This window comes from Burkholderia sp. 3C, from assembly GCF_054589155.1.
Genome location: NZ_BAAILN010000107.1, coordinates 261,151 through 282,935 on the forward strand (window position 1 = coordinate 261,151; position 21,785 = coordinate 282,935).

General features: G+C 64.2%; 19 protein-coding genes, 1 tRNA gene and 1 pseudogene. 11 read left to right on the plus strand and 10 right to left on the minus strand.

Going from position 1 to position 21,785, the window contains the following annotated elements; genetic code table 11:
• Positions 1 to 7 precede the first annotated feature (7 nt).
• Positions 8 to 2,335 (plus strand): FdhF/YdeP family oxidoreductase, encoded by a 2,328-nt coding sequence (locus tag ACYP33_RS21835; protein WP_459623891.1) that lies wholly within the window; start codon positions 8 to 10, stop codon positions 2,333 to 2,335.
• 111 nt (positions 2,336 to 2,446) lie between these two features.
• On the opposite strand, the gene ACYP33_RS21840 is transcribed toward ACYP33_RS21835, so the two are convergent.
• A complete protein-coding gene (locus ACYP33_RS21840; RefSeq protein ID WP_414449766.1) occupies positions 2,447 to 2,722 on the minus strand; it encodes a hypothetical protein in 276 nt (91 codons plus the stop codon).
• 71 nt (positions 2,723 to 2,793) lie between these two features.
• A complete protein-coding gene (locus ACYP33_RS21845) occupies positions 2,794 to 4,602 on the minus strand; it encodes a thiamine pyrophosphate-requiring protein (protein WP_459623892.1) in 1,809 nt (602 codons plus the stop codon).
• Between the two features lie 234 nt (positions 4,603 to 4,836).
• On the opposite strand from ACYP33_RS21845, the gene ACYP33_RS21850 reads away from it, so the two are divergent.
• A complete protein-coding gene (locus ACYP33_RS21850) occupies positions 4,837 to 5,739 on the plus strand; it encodes an SDR family oxidoreductase (RefSeq protein WP_459623936.1) in 903 nt (300 codons plus the stop codon).
• 53 nt (positions 5,740 to 5,792) lie between these two features.
• Here ACYP33_RS21850 and ACYP33_RS21855 read toward each other — a convergent pair whose 3' ends face one another.
• The 4 genes from ACYP33_RS21855 to ACYP33_RS21870 form a co-directional block, all read right to left on the minus strand.
• Positions 5,793 to 7,445 (minus strand): response regulator, encoded by a 1,653-nt coding sequence (locus tag ACYP33_RS21855; protein WP_459623893.1) that lies wholly within the window; start codon positions 7,443 to 7,445, stop codon positions 5,793 to 5,795.
• Positions 7,438 to 7,716, minus strand: coding sequence for a circadian clock KaiB family protein (locus ACYP33_RS21860; RefSeq protein ID WP_414444698.1), 279 nt, complete (start codon positions 7,714 to 7,716; stop codon positions 7,438 to 7,440). Before ACYP33_RS21860 ends, ACYP33_RS21855 begins: the two co-directional genes overlap by 8 nt.
• Positions 7,717 to 7,872: 156 nt before the next feature.
• The gene (gene kaiC / locus ACYP33_RS21865) at positions 7,873 to 9,549 is read right to left on the minus strand and encodes a circadian clock protein KaiC (protein ID WP_459623894.1); all 1,677 of its coding nucleotides are present in this window, start codon (positions 9,547 to 9,549) and stop codon (positions 7,873 to 7,875) included.
• Positions 9,550 to 9,680: 131 nt separating this feature from the next.
• Complete coding sequence (locus ACYP33_RS21870; RefSeq protein WP_414449772.1) at positions 9,681 to 10,106, minus strand: response regulator; 426 nt, start codon at positions 10,104 to 10,106, stop codon at positions 9,681 to 9,683.
• A gap of 514 nt (positions 10,107 to 10,620) precedes the next feature.
• Between ACYP33_RS21870 and ACYP33_RS21875 the strand changes: the two genes are divergently transcribed.
• Together ACYP33_RS21875 and ACYP33_RS21880 are read left to right on the plus strand one after the other, a co-directional pair.
• Entirely contained in the window at positions 10,621 to 11,676 is a 1,056-nt protein-coding gene (locus ACYP33_RS21875; protein WP_459623895.1) for an FAD-binding oxidoreductase, read from the plus strand.
• A 41-nt stretch (positions 11,677 to 11,717) separates the two neighbouring features.
• Positions 11,718 to 12,401 carry a M24 family metallopeptidase gene (locus tag ACYP33_RS21880; protein ID WP_459623896.1) on the plus strand — a complete coding sequence of 228 codons (684 nt, stop codon included), beginning with the start codon at positions 11,718 to 11,720 and terminating at the stop codon, positions 12,399 to 12,401.
• Between the two features lie 121 nt (positions 12,402 to 12,522).
• Here the strand turns inward: ACYP33_RS21880 and ACYP33_RS21885 are convergent, their stop codons facing one another.
• Positions 12,523 to 13,392: a LysR family transcriptional regulator gene (locus tag ACYP33_RS21885; protein ID WP_459623897.1), complete on the minus strand. Its 870-nt coding sequence runs from the start codon at positions 13,390 to 13,392 to the stop codon at positions 12,523 to 12,525.
• A gap of 86 nt (positions 13,393 to 13,478) precedes the next feature.
• On the opposite strand from ACYP33_RS21885, the gene ACYP33_RS21890 reads away from it, so the two are divergent.
• The 4 genes from ACYP33_RS21890 (at position 13,479) to ACYP33_RS21905 (ending at position 16,459) form a co-directional block, all read left to right on the plus strand.
• Entirely contained in the window at positions 13,479 to 13,814 is a 336-nt protein-coding gene (locus tag ACYP33_RS21890; protein WP_459623898.1) for an EthD family reductase, read from the plus strand.
• A 58-nt stretch (positions 13,815 to 13,872) separates the two neighbouring features.
• Positions 13,873 to 14,868: an alpha/beta hydrolase gene (locus ACYP33_RS21895; protein WP_459623899.1), complete on the plus strand. Its 996-nt coding sequence runs from the start codon at positions 13,873 to 13,875 to the stop codon at positions 14,866 to 14,868.
• Positions 14,869 to 14,883: 15 nt separating this feature from the next.
• Positions 14,884 to 15,714, plus strand: coding sequence for an oxidoreductase (locus ACYP33_RS21900; RefSeq protein WP_459623900.1), 831 nt, complete (start codon positions 14,884 to 14,886; stop codon positions 15,712 to 15,714).
• Positions 15,715 to 15,958: 244 nt separating this feature from the next.
• On the plus strand, positions 15,959 to 16,459 hold the full coding sequence (locus tag ACYP33_RS21905; protein WP_459623901.1) for a P-loop NTPase family protein: 501 nt from the start codon (positions 15,959 to 15,961) through the stop codon (positions 16,457 to 16,459).
• 64 nt (positions 16,460 to 16,523) lie between these two features.
• Here the strand turns inward: ACYP33_RS21905 and gcvA are convergent, their stop codons facing one another.
• Positions 16,524 to 17,456, minus strand: a complete 933-nt coding sequence (gene gcvA / locus ACYP33_RS21910) for a transcriptional regulator GcvA (protein ID WP_459623902.1) — start codon at positions 17,454 to 17,456, stop codon at positions 16,524 to 16,526.
• 277 nt (positions 17,457 to 17,733) lie between these two features.
• Between gcvA and ACYP33_RS21915 the strand changes: the two genes are divergently transcribed.
• Positions 17,734 to 18,873, plus strand: coding sequence for a YbfB/YjiJ family MFS transporter (locus tag ACYP33_RS21915; RefSeq protein ID WP_459623937.1), 1,140 nt, complete (start codon positions 17,734 to 17,736; stop codon positions 18,871 to 18,873).
• Positions 18,837 to 19,157: pseudogene (locus tag ACYP33_RS21920) on the plus strand (tyrosine-type recombinase/integrase); the annotation flags it as partial. The gene ACYP33_RS21915 and the pseudogene ACYP33_RS21920, both read left to right, overlap by 37 nt.
• 10 nt (positions 19,158 to 19,167) lie before the next feature.
• Here the strand turns inward: ACYP33_RS21920 and ACYP33_RS21925 are convergent.
• Positions 19,168 to 19,244: transfer RNA gene (locus ACYP33_RS21925), tRNA-Arg, on the minus strand.
• Between the two features lie 217 nt (positions 19,245 to 19,461).
• Positions 19,462 to 20,292, minus strand: a complete 831-nt coding sequence (locus ACYP33_RS21930; RefSeq protein WP_459623903.1) for an undecaprenyl-diphosphate phosphatase — start codon at positions 20,290 to 20,292, stop codon at positions 19,462 to 19,464.
• 568 nt (positions 20,293 to 20,860) lie between these two features.
• Between ACYP33_RS21930 and ACYP33_RS21935 the strand changes: the two genes are divergently transcribed.
• Entirely contained in the window at positions 20,861 to 21,769 is a 909-nt protein-coding gene (locus ACYP33_RS21935) for an aldose epimerase family protein (protein ID WP_414449816.1), read from the plus strand.
• Positions 21,770 to 21,785 lie beyond the last annotated feature (16 nt).

The following is a 21,785-nucleotide window of genomic DNA, read 5'->3' on the forward strand; positions in this document are numbered from 1 at the left end:
TCAGACCATGCACGATACCGACGAACCCACCACCCGCGACGCCCCCGACACCGATCCCGAACGCCGCAACGCGGCCTATCCGCACGCGTCGGGCGGATGGGGATCGATGAAGGCGGTCGTCGCGATCCTGGCGAGCGAGCACGCGGTGCGCAAGGGCGGCGCCGCGCTGATGCGGCAGAACAAGCCGGACGGCTTCATGTGCGTCAGTTGCTCATGGGCCAAGCCGGCCAGCCCGCATCCGTTCGAATTCTGCGAAAACGGCGCGAAGGCCACCGCGTGGGACATGACGTCGAAACAGGTGGGCGCCGCGTTCTTCGCGGCCCACACCGTTACCGAACTCGCCGGCTGGCACGACCACGATCTCGAGGCGGCCGGACGGCTGACCGAGCCGCTGCGCTACGACGCGGCCAGCGACCGCTATCTGCCGGTCGGCTGGCAGCAGGCCTTCGACGAGATCGGCCGCGAGCTGAACGCGACCACGCCCGATCGCGCGGTGTTCTACACGTCGGGCCGCGCCTCGCTGGAAACCTCGTACATGCTGCAGTTGTTCGCGCGCCAGTACGGCACCAACAACCTGCCGGACAGTTCGAACATGTGCCACGAAAGCAGCAGCGTCGGCCTGCAGGCGGCGATCGGCGCAGGCGTCGGCACCATCGGCCTCGACGATTTCGAGCAGACCGACCTGATGTTCTTCTTCGGTCACAACGTCGGCACCAACAGCCCGCGCATGCTGCATCCGTTGCAGGACGCGCGCCGTCGCGGCGTGCCGATCGTCACCTTCAACCCGCTGCGCGAGCCGGGCCTGGTGGGCTTCGCGAATCCGCAATCGCCGCGCGAGATGCTGACGCCGGGCGACACGCAGATCTCGACGCAATACCACACGCTGCGCATCGGCGGCGACACCGCCGCGTTGACGGGCCTGTGCAAGGCCGTGATCGCCGAGGACGACGCGGCGCGCGCCGCCGGTGCGCCGCGCGTGCTGGACACGGCCTTCATCGATGCGCACACGCACGGCTTCGACGCGTTCGCGCGCTACGTACGCGAGACCCCATGGCACGCGATCGAACGCGAAAGCGGTCTCGCGCGCGCCGAACTCGAGCGCGCCGCCCGCCTGTATTGCCGCGCCAATGCGGTCATCGTGCATTACGGCATGGGCATCACGCAGCATCGGCTCGGCGTGCAGAACGTCCGCATGATCTGCAACTTCCTGATGCTGCGCGGCAATCTCGGCAAGCCCGGGGCCGGCGTCTCGCCGATCCGGGGCCACTCGAACGTGCAGGGCCAGCGCACCGTCGGCATCACCGAAAAACCGGCGCTGGCGCCGCTCGACATCCTGGCCCGCCAGTTCCACTTCGAGCCGCCGCGCGAGACCGGCATGAACGTGGTGGAAGCGTTCGAGGCAATGATCGACGGGCGCGTCGACGCCGTGTTCAACCTCGGCGGCAACCTGGTGCGCTCGGTGCCCGATCGCGGTCGCATCGAGCCGGCCTGGCGGCGCCTGCGGATGACCGTGAACGTCGCCACCAAGCTGAACCGCACCGCGCTGCTGCCCGGCGCGGTGTCCTATCTGCTGCCATGCCTGAGCCGCATCGAGATCGACCGGCAGGCGGGCGGCGAGCAGGCGGTGTCGGTGGAGGACAGCACCGGGCGCATGCACGGCTCGCGCGGCGTGGCCGAACCGGCCGGCGAGACGCTGCGCTCCGAGCCGTTCATCGTCGCCGGCATCGCGACGGCGACGCTCGGTGCGCGCAGCACCGTGGCCTGGGATGCCTGGCGCAACGACTACCGGCTGATCCGCGAGGCGATCGCCCTCACCTACCCCGAGATCTTTCACGATTTCGACGCGCGCATGTGGACGCCCGGCGGTTTCGCCCGCCCGTTGCCGGCACGCGAACGGCGCTGGATGACGCCCAGCGGCAGGGCCGAATTCGCGGTGCCCGAATCGCTCGGCGAAGACCCCGACATGCCGGCCGGCGAAGGCGCGCTGCGGCTGATGACGATGCGCGGCGACAGTCAGTTCAATACCACGATCTACAGCCTCGACGACCGGTTTCGCGGCATCTACGGCGACCGGATGGTGCTGCTCATGCATCGCGACGACATCGCCGCGCATGGCATCGGCACGGACGAGCGCGTGACGCTGGAAACCATCGCCCATGACGGCGTCGAGCGGCGCGTGGCCGGCCTGAAGGTAGTGCCGTACGAGATTCCGCGCGGCTGCGTGGCCGGCTATTACCCCGAGTGCAATCCGCTGCTGCCGCTCTGGCATCACGCGAAGGGCAGCAAGGTGCCGGGGGCGAAGTCGATCCCGGTGCGGATCGTCGCGGCCGGGTGACGGCGATGGCGGCGCCGGCGAGGAACGGCACATGACCGCCCGCCGGCGGCCGCCCGCCCACGATGCCGGCGTGCAGGCCGCACCGCCTCCGCGTTCAACCGTGCGGGCCGATCAGCGCAGCGCGGCGCTCGCCTTCACGAAGGTGCCGGCATCCGAATCACGGATCGCGTGCTTCAACGCCTTCAGGGCAGGCTTCAAGGCGTCCTCCGACGCCGCGTCTCGGTCGACCACGGCTGCGGCCTCCTTCTCCAGCCGGTCCAGCAATTTCGCGGCACAACGCGTGTCGAGGCTGCCGGTTCGCACGAGGTCGGCAAGCTTCTCGCTCAGTTCGACAAGCGCAACCGGTTGCGTCAGTGTCTGCACACTTTCACTGCCCTTCTTACCCATGATGAATTTCCTTTGCGGTCGACTTACTGCCTGCGCCATGCCGAACCAACGCCGCATCGACACACGCCTCGTTACGATTTGCCATCATGCTTTCCCCCCGGCAGTACCGACGCCAGCACCTGCCGCGCGGTATCGGCGACGACACTGCGTTCGCGAGGATCGCCCTTGACCAGCGTCTCGGCAAAATGCCTGGCCTGCTGCAGTGTGACATGCGGCGGCAGCGGCGGCACTTCCGGATCGCTCTTCACTTCCAGCACCACCGGGCGATCGGCCGCCAGCGCCTCGTCCCAGGCCGCCGCGAGCTGCGCCGGATCGTCGACGTAGATCCCCTTCAGCCCGATCAGCTCCGCGAACTTGTGATACGGCACGTTCGGCACCTGCTGCGACGCGTCGAACTTCGGGTCGCCCTCCATCACGCGCTGCTCCCACGTCACCTGGTTCAGATCCTCGTTGTTCAGCACCATGCAGATCCAGTGCGGATTCGGCCAACGCTTCCAGTACTTCGCCACCGTGATCAGTTCGGCCATGTTGCTCATCTGCATCGCGCCGTCGCCCACCACCGCGATCACCGGCCGCGCGGGATGCGCGAACTTCGCCGCGATCGCATATGGCACGGCCGCTCCCATCGACGCGAGCCCGCCCGACAGCGATGCCATCATGCCGCGCCGGATCATCAAATCGCGTGCGTACCAGTTCGCGCACGAGCCGGAGTCGCTGGTCAGGATCACGTCGGCGGGCAGCTTCGGCGACAACTCGGTAAACACGCGCTGCGGATTCACGCCGCGCCCGGGGCTCGCATCGGCCAGCGCGCGCTTGGCGAGCGTGTCGTGCCAGCGCCGGTTCCAGCGCGCGATCCGGTCGCGCCAAGGATGCGTGTCGCGCTCCTTCAGCAGCGGCAGCAACTGGCGCAGCGTTTCGGCGGCATCGCCGACCAGATTCACCTCCATCGGATAACGCAGGCTCAACATGTCGGCCTTCAGGTCGATCTGCACGCCACGCGCCTTGCCCTCTTTCGGCAGGAATTCGGCGTAGGGGAAACCGGAACCGATCATCAGCAGCGTGTCGCATTCGTTCATCAGCTCGCTGCTCGGCTCGGTGCCGAGCAGGCCGATCGAGCCCGTCACCCACGGCAGATCGTCGGGCAGCGCCGCCTTGCCGAGCAGCGCCTTCGCCGCGCCGGCGCCGAGCCGGTCGGCCACGGCGATCACCTCGTCGGTCGCGCCCAGCGCGCCGGCGCCCACCAGCAGCGCGACCTTCGAGCCCGCATTGAGCACCTCGGCCGCGCGCTGCAGATCGGCCTCGTAGGGCACGATCCTGGGCCGCGCATAACCGACGCCCGAATGCGCGGTGCCATGCACACGCTTCGGCGGCTCGTAATCGAGTTGCTGGAGATCGTTCGGCAATATGATCGCCGTCACGGTGCGCGTCGCGATCGCGGTGCGCACGGCCCGATCGATCAGATGGCGCACCTGCGCGGGCACCATGGCGGTCTGCACGAACGCGCCGGCGACATCCTTGAACATCGCGGCCAGATCGAGTTCCTGCTGATAATGCGCGCCGAGCGCGGCACGCGCCTGCTGCCCCACCAGCGCCAGCACCGGCATGTGATCGAGCCGGGCATCGTAGAGGCCGGTGATCAGATGCGACGCGCCGGGGCCGGACGTCGCGATGCACACGCCCAGCTCGCCTGTAAATTTTGCATGCGCGCTCGCCATGAACGCCGCCATTTCCTCGTGCCGGGCCTGCACGAAATCGATCTTGCCCTCGGCGCGGTTCAGCGCGCCGAACACGCCGTTGATACCGTCGCCCGGATACCCGTAGATGCGCCGCACGCCCCACTCCGCAAGCCGTTCGACGATGAAATCTCCGACTGTCGCCATCGCGCTGTTCCTCCATGCATGCGCGCGGCGCACCGACAGGGGCCGGCCGCCTTCCTCGCGCAGGTTGCGCAGATGAATGCGCAAGCGTCGTGCCGCGATCGCGACGTGCTCGATCCGGCCGGATCTGCTCCGCAAAACGGTGAACCGTCGATCACGATGGCACGACTGTTGCTGACATCGACAGACGTAGCGGACCTCGCGTCCCGCCTTGCCAACCGAACACGGAGCGCTCTCATGACCGACAAACCCGATCAGACCACCATGCAGGACCCGCTCACGCAATATCCGCAGCCCGACTTCGACAGACAGCCGCAACCCGCGCCCGGCCTGGCCCGCGAGATGCATCCGAAGCCCGATCACGGGGAGCAGAGCTATCGCGGCGCAGGACGCCTCAAGGGCCGTCGCGCGCTGATCACCGGCGCCGACAGCGGCATCGGGCGCGCCACCGCGATCGCCTTCGCGCGGGAAGGCGCCGACGTCGCCTTGAACTATTTACATGATGAGGAGGCCGATGCCGGCGAGGTCGTCCGCTTGATCGAGGAAGCCGGCCGCAAGGCCGTGGCGCTGCCTGGCGACATCAGCGACGAAGCGTTCTGCACGAAGCTGGTCGACGATGCCGTGCGCGCGCTCGGTGGCCTCGACATTCTCGTGAACGTCGCCGGCAAGCAGGTGTACGTGGAGCACATCGCCGACCTGAGCACCGCGCAACTCGAAGCCACGTTCCGCACCAACGTGTTCGCGATGTTCTGGCTCTGCAAGGCGGCCCTGCCGCATCTGCCGCGCGGCGGCACGATCATCAACACCACCTCGATCCAGAGCTACCAGCCGAGCCCCGGGCTGCTCGATTACGCGTCGACCAAGGCCGCGATCACGGCCTTCACGCACGCGTTCGCCAAACAGGTGATCGACCGGGGCGTGCGCGTCAACGCGGTCGCGCCAGGGCCGATCTGGACGCCGCTGCAACCGAGCGGCGGCCAGCCGCAGGAGAAAGTCGAGGTATTCGGCTCAGAAGCGCCGATGAAGCGCCCCGGCCAGCCGGCCGAGCTTGCGCCGATCTACGTGCTGCTCGCCTCGCAGGAATCGAGTTATGTGACCGGGGAGGTTTATGGGGTGACCGGCGGCAATCACCTGCCCTGATCGGCCGAAGCGCCGATTCCGATCTCGGCACGCCTCGATGCGTCGTGCCGACGTCAAACCAACATCCGTGCGATCGTGCTCGCCAGGATTTCCAGTGGAAACGGCTTCAAAAGCACCGCAGGCTCGGGGCCGGATATCGCGCTGAAATCGAGCTTGTCGGCAAATCCCGTGATAAACACGATGGGCAATCGGGGCGAGCGCTGACGCATCGCGACGGCCAGCTCGCCGCCCGTGACACGTGGCATCGCGTAATCCAGCAACACGATATCGTGCTGCCGCCGATCCAGCGATTGCAGCGCCGCCGGTGCATCGGCTGCGACATCGACGATGTAGCCGAGCATTTCCAGCGAGTCGACAAGTGCGGTCCGAATGGCGTCGTCATCGTCGACCACCAGAACATATTTCGGCTCGGTCGCATAGGCGGACGCCTTCTCTCGGGTTGACGAGCTGGCCACCACCGCCGGTTCCGTCAGTCGCAGGAGGATGGTCACCTTGGTGCCGATTCCGCTTTCACTTTCGATTCGTGCAGTTCCGCCTGCCTGACGGGCAATGCCGAACACCTGCGCCAATCCGAGCCCGGTACCCGCACCGATTTCCTTGGTCGTGAAGAACGGCTCGAATGCCTTGGCACGGACATGATCGGGCATGCCGTGACCGTTGTCCGTGACGCCGATCTCGACATAGCGGCCCCGCGTCAACTCGGGATCGCCGCCCATCTCGACCACGCGCGAAGCGATGACCAACGCGCCGCCCTCCGGCATGGCGTCTCGGGCGTTGATTGCCAGATTCAACAATGCGAGTTCGAGCTGTGTCGAATCGGCCACGACCGGGGTGGCGGATGCGTGTAGCTCGAACGTGATGTCGATACCGGTTCCCAGGCTTCTCGTCAGCATCTCCGACATGCCGGTGATCAAGTCGTCCACCACCACGGAAGACAGCGCGACCTGCTGGGTTCGGGAGAAAGCCAGCAATTGCGCGGTCAGCTTTGCCCCGCGCATCACCGAGCGCGCCGCATTCTGCGCCCATTTCTGCACTTTCTCCGCATCGGCGGCCATGTGCTGAATCAGTTCGAGATTGCCGTGAATCGCCTGCAGCAGATTATTGAAATCATGCGCGAGCCCGCCGGTCAACTGGCCGACCGCTTCCATCTTCTGCGACTGGCGCCGCTGCGCCTCCGCCTGCCGTTGCTCGCGCAGATCGGTGATCACCGCACACACGATGATCTGGTCCGCCAGATCGCTGACAAGCAACGGGCTCAGCGAAATCGAGACGGCAATGGCCGTGCCGCTGTCATTGATCAGTTCGAATTCACGGCGCGCCGGCCGGGTGCTTCCGGTCGCCAGGAAGCTGGCGTAATCGGGAAGCGCGGCGGCATCGAGATGCCGGGCGAACGCATGCCCCACGATGGCGGCGTGTTGCTTTCCCAGCAGTTCGGCGACCACGCGGTTGGCATACAACACCGAGCCATCGGCGGAGAGCATCAGCGCGCCCTCCTGCATCTGCTCGATGAGTTCGCGGTATAGCCGGTCGGCATTCACCAGCGTGTAGAGGCGCGCCGAATGATTCTGCTCGCCGACGACGGCGTCGACCGCCCCGCTTCGGATTGCATCGAGCGCTTCCTCCGCCTCCTGCAATCTGGCCCGAAGTTCTTCGTGGGTCAGATCTGCCAGCTTGGATTCGCGATCGTCGTACTCGCGGTCAGGCATGCTTGTCGACTCCGGAAAGTGGCAGGCTGAGTGCACTTAAAAGTTTGTCGCGATCGGACAAATCGCCAATGATGCGTCGTACGGGAAGCGGAAAGACTTTGACTAGCGTGGGAACGGCGATGATCTGATCCTCCATGCCCGCCTCCGGATCGAGGTACAGATCGATGATCTGCAGATCGACACGGCCGGCCAGCACCGTCGCACAAAGTCTGCCCGCATTCTCGATCGCCCGGGCGGAGCGCGGCGTGCTGCCGGTGACGTAAAGCTTCAAGACATACCGCTCCGGATCAGGGCCGGGTACAGCGGTCGAATGGGTCACATGGCGCCTTTCGTATCGTGTCGAACGTTGCGCGGTAAGCGAGTGCCATGCAACTGTGAAAAGACGCCCCTCGGGCGCTGCCCGCGGAACGTTAGGGTCATTCTCACGTCAGACACCTCGCCGTCGCGCGAGAGTTTCCCGATCTTCGCTCGCCGTTTCCTCGGCAATGCGCGTGACCTGATCTTGTGCGCTCGCTTCTTCGTCTTCCTCATTCAGAGAGGCCTGAAGTTCGGCGATCTGCCGCTTGATCGCCTGGCGCTTGCGTTCTGCCTCACGGTGCGCCCGTTGCGCACTTTCCATTCGCGCAGCGGCTTCCGCGCGCTCCCTGGACTCCTGCGAAACCCGCGCGGCCCCGGTCAACACGCCTCCTGCACCGATGTACGCCGGCACCAGCTCGATTCCCTCCGAACTCAGCGTGTATTCGCGGATCTGGTTCGAATGCGCCATGCCCCGAGCCTTCAGCACATAGAGCGTCCGGTTTCGCTCCCCGTTGGCCTCGGTGTTGAACAATGCGACCCAGACATCCATCAAGGACGACACGCTTCGGTCGTTGACCGAGGCGGCCGTGGCCACATCGACCAGGCTGGTGAAAACGCATGTCGTGCCACGCGCCTTCAGCATGTCGATCAGGCGGAGGAATACCGCATGCACTTCATCCTCCAGCCCGCGGAACGCGGACAACGGATCGATGACGACCAGGGACGGATCGAACTTTTCGATGTCCCGATACATGCGCGCGAGATGCATCTCCAGCCCGAAAAGGCTGGGACGCGCCGATTCGAAACGCAATTGGTCGCCCAGGAACTTGCCCAGATCGATGCCGACCGAGCGGAGGTTGCGGATAACCTGAGCGGGCGACTCCTCGAATTCGAAAAACAGGACCCGTTCGCCACGCTCGCAACTCGCTTGCGCAAAGGCCGCCGCAAACGTGGTTTTACCGGTGCCCGCGAGGCCCGAAATGAGGACGCTTGAGCCGCGATAGATCCCGCCCCCGTCGAGCATCCGATCAATGCCGGCTATGCCCGTGGGGATGATCTCTTCGGGCGAGGGATGATCCAGGCTCGCCGAGGTAATCGGTAAAACGGTAATGCCCTCGGCATCGATCAGAAACGGGTATTCGTTGGTGCCATGGGCAGACCCCCGATACTTCACCACGCGCAGCCGGCGCGTGGTGACCTGGTCGCGCACCCGGTTGTCGAGCACGATCACGCAATCCGACACATATTCTTCAATGCCGTAGCGCGTGAGCGTGCCGTCGCCCCGCTCGCCCGTGACGATGGCCGTCACGCCACGCTCCTTCAACCAGCCGAACAGACGGCGCAACTCGGAGCGAAGCATGCTTGCATCGTTGAACGAGGCAAACAGGGTTTCGATGGTGTCGATCACGACGCGCCGGGCCTTGACCTTGCGAATCATGACATCCAGGCGGATAAACAGGCCTTCCAGATCGTAATCCGGCGTCTCGTCGGTTTCCGATGGCCGCAGCTCGATATGGTCGATCAGAAGCCGGTTCTGATTGGCAAGCTCGGCTACGTCATAGCCGAGCGATGCCACGTTGGCGGCCAGATCCTCCGAGCGCTCCTCGAAGCTGACGAAAACGCCCGGTTCGTCATACCGAGTGGCCCCTTCGACCAGAAACGTCATGGCGAACAAGGTCTTGCCACAGCCCGCGGCGCCGCACAGCAGCGCCGATCGCCCACGCGGCAGCCCGCCGTGGGTCAACTGATCAAATCCGGCGATCCCGGTCGGGGTCTTCGGGATTCCTGATGGATGAAAGGTTGCCAACGCTGGCCTTTGATAAGTGGACGTTACGGGGAGCGAGAGGACATCGGAAGCTCATTGTCGCACCATATGGGGCAAACGGCGGCGACTCGCCGCCGTTTCCGTCAACGCCCCCTGTCGAACGGCGGCCGCGCTTACTGACCGACGTTCTTTCCTTCCGGCGTGGCGAGTGCCTCCGCCAAATCGGACAGCACGATGGGTTTGACGAAATAGCGCTCGAAGCCGGCAGCGGCGGCACGGTTGCCGTCGCCGGACTGGCCGTACCCCGTGAGTGCAAACAGCCGGAGCTTCGCATGCCGGGGCTGACTTCTCAGAACGCCCGCCAGCGCATAGCCGTCCATCCCGGGCAAACCGATGTCCAGGATGGCGACATCGGGCTCGAATTGCCCCGCGACGGAAATCGCATCAACCGGATTGATCGCCGTCGAAACCTCAAAGCCCTTCATGGTCAGATACGCCTCCATGACCGATAGTCCGTCCAAATAATCGTCGACCAATAGCACCCGCATGCTGTCACCTGTTTGTTGCGCTCGCCCGGTTTCGGGCAATGCGCTTTGCATAATGGAAAAGATTCGTGTGTGTCGAACCGAACCGGTGGCCCGAACTCGTGGCGATCGCCGCACGTCATCACGGCCCGCGAAACGTCCTGCCAAGGCATGGCCGACGCCCGCGCCGCCCGTCGAGCCATCGAGGCACGGTGAGATTCTGGCGCATTAACGGCATGCCGATACGAATTATCGGCCTTGGACGCAGCCAAGGAAAAACCGGCGGCAGCCGGGTTGCGGGTCCAGCACGGATCGAGCCTGCACTCGGTCGCCGCGCTGCATCGACTCCGGCACCTCGCGGAAGATGCCGTTGCCGCATACGCGCAACGCCCCGTCGCGGAACGCCACGCTCGCCCAGAAGTCGCCATCCACATCGCCACGCGCCGGCGTCTGCCGGCCGGCATAGTGGTCCAGCGGCGGCCGCGTCAAATGGTACTTCAGCTCGATGTCGGCGCTTTGTATAGTCGCGTCACATCCGAATCCCGGCCGACACGCCGGGCAGCGAGATGGACATCGACATGGGGGCATCATGCAGGCGCAGGTCCAGAGTCTCGAATTTCGCGGGCAATCCGTCGTGATCCTCAACCTACTCCCGGAAAATACGGCGTTCCATTATCGGGAGGGCCAGTATTTGAGCATCGCGCTGCCGGGCACGGACCAGCATCGCTCCTACTCGATGGCCTCGCCGTGCCGTCCCGACGGGGCGATCGAACTGCACATCCGCCTGCACGAGCATGGGGCGTTCTCGCACATGCTGCGCGAGCGGATCGAGATCGGCAGCACGTTGACGCTGTCGGGCCCATACGGCGACTGCATTTGGAGCGTGCCGGCCGACGCTCGCGCGAAGGTGATCCTGCTGGCGACCGGAACCGGCATCGCGCCGCTCAAGGCCATGATCGAACGACACGCGAGGAGCGCGCCCCGCAACGCGGTGTGGCTGTACTGGGGCGGCGATCGGCCCGAGGACTTCTACGTGGCGCAGGCATTGCACGCCCTGGAGCAGGAATGCGCCCATTTTCATTTCGTGCCGGTGCTGCGGGAGGGCGCTCCGGATTGGGCCGGAGCCCGAGGCTTCGTGCAGGATATCGCGGCAGCCGACCATCCCGATCTCGGCGATGCGTACGTGTTCGCCTGCGGCTCCCCCATCATGGTGCGCATGGCGCGCGAGCGTCTGATGACGACATGCGGCTTGCCGGAGGACAGATTTTTCTTCGACGCCTTCGAGCCCTCCGAGCCCCATGCGGATGCCGCCGCACGCGCGTCCGACGCGCCTGTCACGCTGTCGGTGCAATTGCCCAACGGTGCGCGCCATGCCGTGCGTTGCCGGGCCGGAGAACCGCTGATGCGCTCGCTCGTTGCCGAGCACTTCGTCCAGGCGATCTGCGGCGGCAATCAGTCGTGCGGCACCTGCCGCGTCACCTTCGACGAGGCCGACCTGGCTCGGCTGCCCGTCATGTCCCGGGCCGAGCGGCGCCTGCTGGCGGCGCTGCCGGCCAGTGGCCCGTGCGACCGGCTGTCGTGCCAGTTGAACGTCGACGCCCGCTACGAGGGCTTGCAACTGCGTATTCCCCCACAAGACTTCTGACCGGATCGTCGATCCGGCTGCCAACGTGAAACGAGCCGCTCATGAACCAACCACACAATCCGCTTGAAGCCGTCGGATCGCATTACGACGCGGCACAGATGCTCGTCGCGCGCGAGCACACCCGTCGTGCCGTGCAGGCGATCGCCGCCGCGATGCAGCCCGGCATGATGGAGTCCGAAGCAATCGAGACGGCGAAGGACATCCTGGCCGAGATGGGCCTGCTGCGGGGCTGGCACGACGTGTACGTGCGGTTCGGAAAGAACACCGTGCAGATCGGCGGCACGCCGGACGATCCCGACATCGTGCTCGGGGAAGACGACATCTTCCTGGTGGATATCGGGCCCTGCTGGCAACACTGGGAAGGCGATGGCGGCGACACGTTCGTGACCGGCGCGAATGCGGAAATGGCGCGCTGTGCTGCCGACGTCAAGGCGATCTTCCACGAAGTGCGCCGCCACTGGCTCGCCACGGGGGCATCGGGCAAGCAGTTGTACGACTTCGCGAAAGCCAGCGCCGAACGGCGAAACTGGGTGTTGAATTTCGACTTGCCGGGCCACCGCATTGCCGATTTTCCGCACAAGGCCATCGTCAACGTCCCCTTGTCGGGCATCGAGTTTTGCCCGTCCCAGGAGATCTGGGTGCTGGAGATCCACATCCGTGATCGGGACGGCCGCTTCGGCGCCTTCTTCGAAGACACCTTGCTCGACGATTCGTATTTCGATTGATGGCGCGGCGAGGCGCGAATGCGCTGTTCGTCGTCCGGGTCGAACGTTTCGTCAATTTGATGACCGGGATGTTGACCGGTGAGGCCAGGCGCGCAGCTTCGGCGTTCCAGCTCGATACGCCTCAAGAAGCATCGAACGACGAATGCGCCAGGTGCTTGATCGCGAGATCGACGAATGCGCGAAGACGATGCAACCGGCTGAGATCGCGATGGTAGCCCATCCAGATTTCTCTAGGCGGCGGATCGTCATCCAAATCCAGCCTGCGGATGGCGCGGTTCTGGTCTCCGACAGGTCGGGGTAGCACCGCGATACCCACCCCTTCGCCGCACATCTGCGCCTGGACATTGCGATTATTGGATTGCAATACCACGCTGGCATTCGGGAAGCGCTGCTTCAGCCAATCGATATCCGGGAATGTCCCCGTCGAGGTGTCCATCGCGATCAACCGATTCCCCGCACCGTCGCCATCGACCGGATCGGTGCTGGAGGTCGCGACGTAGACCCCGTATCGCATCCGAAGCAGCCGCTTTTGCACGATGTCCGGCCCCTCGAACGGCACGATACGGAAAGCGACATCCGCCTCGCGTTGAGCCAGATTGAACAAGCGCGTTCCGGTGAGGATCTCGATGTCGACAAGCGGGTATTCGCGCGAGTATTCGGCAATCACCGGCGGCAACGCATAGGCGCCGAACCAATCGGCCGCCGACACCCTGAGCGTGCCTTCCAGCTTCCGCTGTTTGCCGGCCAGCCGCCGCTCCATGGACAGCGCGCTCTCTTCCATTTGCTCCGCGAGCGGCAGGATCGCGGCGCCCTCCTCGGTCAGAACAAAACCGTCCGTGGTTCGCTGAAAAAGCACCTGTCCCGTGGATTCCTCAAGGACACGAAGCCGTCGTCCCATGGTCGGGTGGCTCAAGTGCAGCGCGCGTGCGGCAGCGCCCAGCGTGCCGGTACGCGCTATTGCGAGAAAGATCCTGACGTCGCCCCACTCCATACCAACACCCACATATTTGAACGGACTTCGTTCATTATATTCGATTGCCGAACAATAATGAGTTGAGCGAGACTACGCACCCTCGAATGGAAATAAAGGAAATCGTCATGGCGCACCTTGGCCCCCCTATCGTGTACGTGACCTACGAGGGCACGCCGGACAGTCGCTTCGATCGACGCTACTACGTCGAGCAGCACCTCCCGCTCGTCATGCAGGCATGGCAGCGCCACGGTCTCGAGGGCGTCACGGCTTTCTTTCCGCCGTTGACGCACGTCGGCACGCTGGTGATTTGTGAATGTCGCTTTCGCGACGCAGCGGCAATCGACGCCGCCTTTGGATCTCCGGAAACCCCGGATGTCATGGCCGACGTTCCGAAATTCACCGACATACGCCCAACACGCTTTCGCGTCGCCCCACTTTGAGCGGGTCAATGCAATACCGACACCGTGCCCCCTCACGTTTGAAGACAGGAGAATGATCTTGGCTTTCTGGAAACATGCTTCCCCGCGTACCGTGCGTCGCGGGCATATGTGGATTTCGGGCGATCGAATCGAACGAAATGGACAGACCTACCAACGCGGCCCGCTCTTCGTCGAGTGGGAAACGCCGGACGAGGTGACGCGCCCCTGGCCGATCGTACTTCTGCATGGTGGCGGCTATCAGGGCACCGAGTGGTTCGACACGCCGGATGGCCGGCCCGGCTGGGCGCAGCGCCTGGTGGAGGCCGGCTACGCGGTGCTTGTCGCCGACCGTCCAGGGCAAGGCCGCTCGCCGTTCCACACCGAGACGATGGGGCCCATGGGGGCACCGTTCTCCTACGAACACGGCCGCCATATCTACTTCCCGGCCGAATACGAGGGGCAACACACTCAGTGGCCCTTTGCTCGGGACGATGAAGCGGCAATGGATGAATTCATCGCCGGCTATGGCCCGCTTCCCGCGGACCTCGCGTTTTCCGAAGACATGGAAGCGGATCGGATCGCGAAGTTGCTGGACAGAATCGGCCCGGCAATCCTCCTGACGCATTCGGCGTCGGGGCCGGTCGGCTGGCTGGTGGCAGACCGTCGGCCCGGGCTGGTCAAGGCGATCGTCGCCGTCGAGCCCATGGGGCCGCCCTTTGCGACGATTCCCAATATCGGCTCGCTCACGTGGGGCCTCGCCGCGGCGCCGCTGACCTGGGAACCGCCGGTCGCTTCGCCTGACGCGTTGCGCGCGGCCGCGCCCGGCACGCACCGATTGCCCGCGCTCGCCGGATTGCCGATCGTTGCCGTCACCGCCGAAGCCTCGGCCTTCGCCGCCGCCAGCCAGCCGGCGATCGAGCAACTCAAGGCGGCCGGCAGCGAAGCCGAATTGCTGCATCTACCCGATCACGGCGTGTTCGGCAACGGTCACGGGCTCATCTACGAGAAGAACTCCGATGAGGCGCTGGCGCCGGTGTTGAAGTGGCTCATCGAACATACGGAAGAACAGCACTGAGTGAAGGGGAACACCGTGAAGAAAACCTGGTTGATTACCGGTTGCTCCAGTGGTTTGGGTCAATATCTCGCCCAGGCTGTCGCGTCGCGAGGCGACCAACTGGTGGCCACCGCCCGCGACCCCGAAACGCTGCGAACCTTGGCGCAGCAGTTTCCGGAAACGGTGCGAGTGTGTGCGCTGGACGTGACACGATCGGAGGAGGCTCGGGCTGCCGTGGCGCTGGCGGCGCAAGCCTTCGGTGGGCTGGACGTACTGGTCAACAACGCAGGCTACGGCTTGTTCGGCGCGATCGAGGAAGCGGTAGCCGACGAGTACCGCCCGATGTTTGATGTCAACGTGTTCGGGCTGATCGAAGTGACCCGTGCCGCATTGCCGATGCTGCGCCGGCGGCGCGGTGGGCGCATCGTCAATTTGTCTTCGACGGCGGGGATTGCGGGGGCGGCGGGCTCGGGCTATTACGCCGCCACCAAGTTCGCCGTCGAGGGCCTGTCCGAAGCGCTGGATCAGGAAGTACGGCCCTTCGGACTGCGCGTCGTCATCGTCGAGCCGGGCCCATTCCGTACTGCATTCCTGGGGCGCTCGATCACGCTGGCGAAACACCGGATCAGCGACTACGACCCGACTGCCGGCCAGCGGCGCGCTTACCGCGACAGTAACGATGGCAGGCAAGCCGGCGATCCGGCCAAGGCGGTTGATGTCATTCTGCGAGCCGTCGATAGCGACGCTCCGCCGTTGCACCTGCCCTTGGGGCCGGTCGCCTACAGCGTCGCCGATCGCAAACTGGCGGCGTTTCGTGAGGACATCGACGCATGGCGTCGGATCGCCATTGCCACCGACTTCGGTTGAAACTGGGCGAGCACCGTTTTGGTGGCGTACAGGGACGCTTCGATTTCATCCGGGTTTCGATGCCCCCGTTGCATCCAAACGTGCCAAGGCATTCCGGCAAGGGCTCGCCGAAGCCGCATCGGCGCCACGCAACGCCGCGCGGAGTATGATCGCGCGGTCGCGCACGCCGAACGGTCGCGCCGTCTTCACAAGCTTCCACATGTCGCCAATCTCCGTCGCAGACCTGGGCTCACGCATATGTATCATGGGGCCGTCGAACAGTGGCAAATCAACGTTGGCCGGCGCCATCGGCCGCTCGTTTGCACTGCCCGTCATCCATCTCGACCAGCTTTTTCATCAGCCTGATACCCATTGGCAACCCCGCCCGCAACGGGAGTTTATCGCTCTGCATGATCGGGCCATTGCTGAGGATAACTGGGTAATGGAAGGCAACTACTCGGTGTGTCTTCCTCAGCGATTGCAACGCGCAACGGGATTCATCCTCATCGACACGCCGACCGCGATCAGCCTGCTCCGATATCTGCGGAGAACCTTGTTCGAACGCGATCGCCCCGGAGCGCTTGCAGGGGCCGAAGACAAGGTGCGATGGGAAATGGTTCGCCACATTGCCGTTACCACTCGCGCCAATCGAGCGCGCTACGCGGAGATGTTCAACGATATCGGCTTGCCGAAAGTGCGCATGACGTCCGCGCATGCCGTGCGAACGTTTTGTCGTGAATCCGGCGTGATCTTGTTTAGAAAATAGCGAATGGGTGGCGGCTGCCATCTCCAGCCAGTGTTGTGCGACTGCGATGATGCCCCATGGGCCTTCATTTGCGGAAACGCCGAGGTTGCCGGAGATCGTCGGCGGCAGTTTGACATTCCAGCCACTTGCGAAAGGCGTTGAAATCGTCCTGATCGCAAGATAGCGGCTCTCTCCAAACCACGAACCAACTGTACGTATCTTCCGCCTCGGCGTCGCCGACACGAACCAATCGGCCCGCTGCGAGATCATCGGCGGCCAGTACGGATCGTGCCAACGCCACGCCCTGCCCCGCCATCGCGGCTTGCAACAATAACCCCGCATCGTCGTAACTCGGGCCCTGGGTCGGCTCGGGAAGCGCAAGGCCTGCAGCCTTGAACCAGGGCTTCCATTTCTGTCTCGGACTACGAAGCAACGTGACGTCGAGAAAGTCTTCGGCCGATTTGAGCGATGTTCGGGCGAGCAATGCAGGGCTGCATACCGGAAAGATCACGCTTTTCATCAACTTTGTCGTGTGCAAGCCAGGCCAGTGTCCCGGGCCATAACGAATCGCCAAATCGATCCCGTCTCGACCATCCAGCGCCGCAAGCGCCGCGGTAGGTCGAATGGCGATATCGACATCAGGATGGCTCGACTGAAAAAACGAAAGTCGAGGAACCAGCCAGCGAGCCGCAAAGCTCGGCAGAACGCTGACTGTCAGCGTCCGCGTGACCTGGCGTGTTCGGGGACGGGCGCGTGCAGCGTTAAAGGCCTCTGCCAGTCGCTGCAAACCCTCACGCAGATCCAGCACCAGAACTTGCCCGGCCTCCGTGAGCAGCATGCGCTGCCCCTGGCGAACAAAGAGCGTGACCCCGCCAAGCTCTTGTTCCAGACGCGCAATATGCTGGCTGATTGCGCCATGCGTCAGGGAAAGCTCTTTAGCCGCGCGACTGTAGCTCAGGTGCCGAGCAGCCGCCTCGAAGGCCCGAAGTGTTTGGAGCGGTGGCAAATTGGGGATCATCGCGGTTAATCTGGCTATCAATGATGGTTAGTTTACATCGTTTGCCACGCTCGAAAATCAATCGAATAATACGGGCCAAAATGAAGCCCTGCACGAATATATACCGTTAATTTTACTGACGATAAATGGGAGCCAAGGCACCGGCGACAGCAAGGGCTTCATGGTCAACCCACAGGACGCCACGATGGCTATCGACAACACCCTTGCCCATTCAAAACGAACGCTCCCATTGAATTCCACGCCCCTCACGCCCGTCTGGGTTGTATTCGGATTGGCGATGGGGCCGGCGGTGGCGCTGGGCCTTGCACGCTTCGCCTATGCGCTTCTGCTCCCTCCGATGCGCAGCGCGCTCGGATGGAGCTTTGCCGATGCCGGCGCGATGAACACGGCAAATGGCGCCGGATACTTGATTGGCGCATTGGTCGCCGCACCGATTGGGAAACTGATCGGCGACAAACTCGTTTTTGCGCTCGGCTTGTTGTTGACGGCGGTGTTCGTGGGTGCCTCCGGCCTGACAGCCGACTTCACGATATTGCTGACACTGCGAACGATCGCCGGCTTTACGGGGGCACTCTCATTTGTCGCTGGAGCGGGCCTTACCTCGGTAGCCGCCACCGGCGGTGCTCAAAGCCGGGCCCCCACTTTGCTCGGCATTTACTTTGCGGGCGCCGGCATCGGCGTCACCACTTCGGCACTGGCCGTTCCCCCGCTGCTCAACGCGACCGGATGGCGCGGCGGATGGTTGGTACTGGGTGGATTGGGATTGCTGGCGACAGCGTTCGGCTGCTTCGCGCTCAAACGCGCTCGCACGACCGTCTACACGTCGTCCGAGGCCGCACGAGGCGGATGGTCGCCTTGGTTTATGGCACGCAAGCTTATTGCCTACGCGTTGTTTGGCGCAGGCTACATTGCCTACGCAACGTTCATCGTCGCATTCCTCCGTAGCGAGGAAGGGCTGACTGGCCCGGAAATTTCCGCGTTCTGGTCGATCCTGGGGCTTGCATCGATCGGCGCCGCCTTTGCGTGGGGCCCCATTCTTGGACGCCTTAAAGGCGGATGGGGAACTGCGGCAACGATCGGCATGGTCGCGATAGGGGCCGCTATTCCGCTGATATGGAGCAATGTGGTCGGCGCTTTTCTCTCGGCGATCCTGTTTGGTGGTTCTTTTCTCGCGGTGATCGCAGCCGTCACATCGTTTGCGCGCCGAGCTGCGAAACCGCATGCATGGACGAGCGCCATTGCGGCATTGACGATCGCTTTCGGACTCGGCCAGTGCATCGGCCCGGTGCTGAGTGGCGCGCTTTCCGATGGCCCCAATGGCGTGCGTGTGGGCCTCTGGTTGTCCGTCGGCATCTTGATGGCGGCCGCCGTTATCGCAGCTTTACAGCCGGAGCCGGTGGTCATCAATCTCAGATAGACAAGCGGGATTTCAATCGGGCATGTGCCGCGGCGGGGATGGTGGATTTCAACTGGCACGACCTGAGGCACACATGGGCGAACTGACATGTGCAGCGCGGGACGCCGCTGATGATGCTGAAGGAGCTAGGCGGCTGGGAGACGATTTCGATGGTACGGAAGTATGCGCACTTGGCGCCGAGCCACCTGGCGCAGCACGCAGGCAACGTCAAGTTTCTGTCAATGTCGGTGGATCAGGTGGTCGATGAGGCGACCAAGAAATCGCCCAAAACCCTTGCTGCATAAGGATTTCGGCTGGCCCGCCCTACACGATTCGAACGTGTGACCTACGGCTTAGAAGGCCGTTGCTCTATCCGTCTGAGCTAAGGGCGGTCATGAGACAGGCGGCGCCAAAACCGGCACCGCCAGAAAGAAGCGAAGCAACCACCGCACATCCCGGCCCAAACGCCAACACCACCGGAACGCACCGCTCGTCACCTCGAATCGGAACCCCCGAGCGAAGCGCCAACCCCACGCCCCCGACGAATTCCGAGCCAAAGATTATACCCGATCGCTACCGCGCGACCAGCCCAAACCGGGCAAGGTCAAATCAGACCGGCTGCGCATGGAACGCGAACCAACCGAGGCAGAACAGCCCCGCCAGCACGCAATACACGCCGAACGACGCGAGACGCCCGCGCCCTTCGAAATAGCGCATCAGGAAACGAATGCTCAGATAAGCGGCAATCGCCGTCAGCACACCGCCCAGCGCGGCATCGGCCAGTTGATCCGGCGCATGAAACAGCTTCGGCAGTTCAAGCACGCCGGCCGCCAGAATGATCGGCGTGCCAAGCAGGAACGAAAACTCGGCGGCCTTTTCGGTCGTCAGCCCGGCGGCATTGCCGGCGATCATCGTCAGCCCGCTGCGCGAAAAGCCGGGGATCAACGCGCCAACCTGCGCCAGCCCGACCAGAAACGCGCGACCGAACCCGAGCCGCTCCGGCGCACGATGCGCGCGCGAACGCTGCAGGCGATCGCCCCACCACAACAGCACGCCGTTGACGATCAACGCGCCGGCCACGATCCGCAGGTCGTGGAACACGTGCTCGATCTTCTTCTCGAGCAACAGCCCCACCAGCCCGGCAGGAATCGTGCCGATGATCAACGCCCACATCATGTGCGCGTCGTCGTTGGGACGGCCAGCGAACGAGGCGAAGAAGCCTCGCACGAGCGAGCACCAACGCTTGCGGAAATACCAAAGCAACGCGATGGCGGTGCCGAGGTGCAGTGCAACAAGGAACGGCAGCAGTTGCGGCGCATGCTTGTCGATATGCATGCCGATCAATGCGGGCACCAGCAGCGTGTGACCCAGGCTGCTGACGGGGAAAAGTTCGGTCACGCCCTGCAGGACGCTCAGAAATACCAGAAACCAGAGGCTCACGCGTCGGTCCTTTTGTCGATGATGAATGGGAAAAGCGCTCGATACACCGGATGGAGAATCCGGCAGCGCACTGATTATGCACAGCAGCATTCCGTGCGCCAAGTCGCCGGGCCGCACTTCGCGGCTTTCATCGACGGAGCCGTCAAAATTGTCAGGAAATTGAAATACACCCAGAAACAAAAAGGCCCGCAGTCCGGAGGACGGCGGGCCTGGAAGCGCTGCGGAGGCTGACCCGCAGCGGTTTTGGCATCAGCGGCCGAGCTGGTAGAAAAACAGCAGCGTGCTGCCGGTGAACATGCCGAACAGGGCGATTCCCATTGCCATTGCCAGATCCATGCTGCTGACTCCTGATTCGAATGCGGTGTAACGAAAAGTAACCGGTCGGCACAATTATGCGGTCAAACCGACAGACTGCCACCCGCAATTTCCCCACATGGGTTTCCCCTAGGCAAGTTTTTCCGATTTTTGCCGATAACCCGCTGCGGTTCGCGCGCCCTCGCCACTCGCGCAAGCGCGCGGCGTCCGTTATGCTGTCCGCCCGTTGTGTTGACGCCGATCGAAGGACACCATGCCCATCTTCCAGCAGCAGGACATCATCGAACTCGTCGACGGCCCGTCGCGGCTGCGCATCGCGCCGCAAGCCGGCGGCCGTCTCCTGTCGTGGGATATCGATGGCGAGCCGGTCATCTTCTGGCCCGAGCAGGCCGACTGGAGCGCGCCGGCCAAGGTGCGCGGCGGCAACCCGCTGCTGTTCCCGTTTCTGGGCCGGCATCGTGTCGGCAATACAGTCGGCCGCTGGCGCGACGCGGCGGGCGTGGTGCGCGACCTGCCGATGCACGGCTTCGCGCGCGACCTGCCGTTCGCGGCGCACGTGGATGCGGACGGCCGCGGCATCGACATGACGCTCGAATCGAGCGACGCAACGCGCGACGGCTACCCGTTCGCGTTCCGCTTCGATGCGCGCTATCAGTTCGCCGACGCGAACACGCTCGACGTCGAACTGACCACGCGCAACCTCGGCGACGCCCCGTTGCCCTACTACGCCGGCCATCACTTCTACTTCGCGCTGCCGCACGGCGAGCGCGCGCAAACCTCGATCGAGCTGCCGCCGACGCAGCGCCGCTTCCAGGAAGCAGACGGTTCGATCAGCGCGCCGGTCGCCGGCGAGCCGCGCTATACGCTCGACGAGGCGCGCATCCTCGACCGCTTCCACTGCCTCGAAGGCGTGCCGGCCCGCCCGCTGCGCATCACGATGCCGGGCCGCAACCGCCGCATCGACATCGACCTGAACCGACCCGGTTCGGTGGAGTGGTACACGGTGACAACCTGGACCGAGAAGCCGGAATCGGATTTCTATTGCGTGGAGCCGTGGCTCGGCCTGCCCGACGCCATCCACAACGGCCTCGGCCTGCGCATGCTCGCGCCCGGCGCGACGGAAACGGCCTCGCTGCGCATCAGCGTCGCCAAGCTCGACTGAACGACACGGCGCGCGG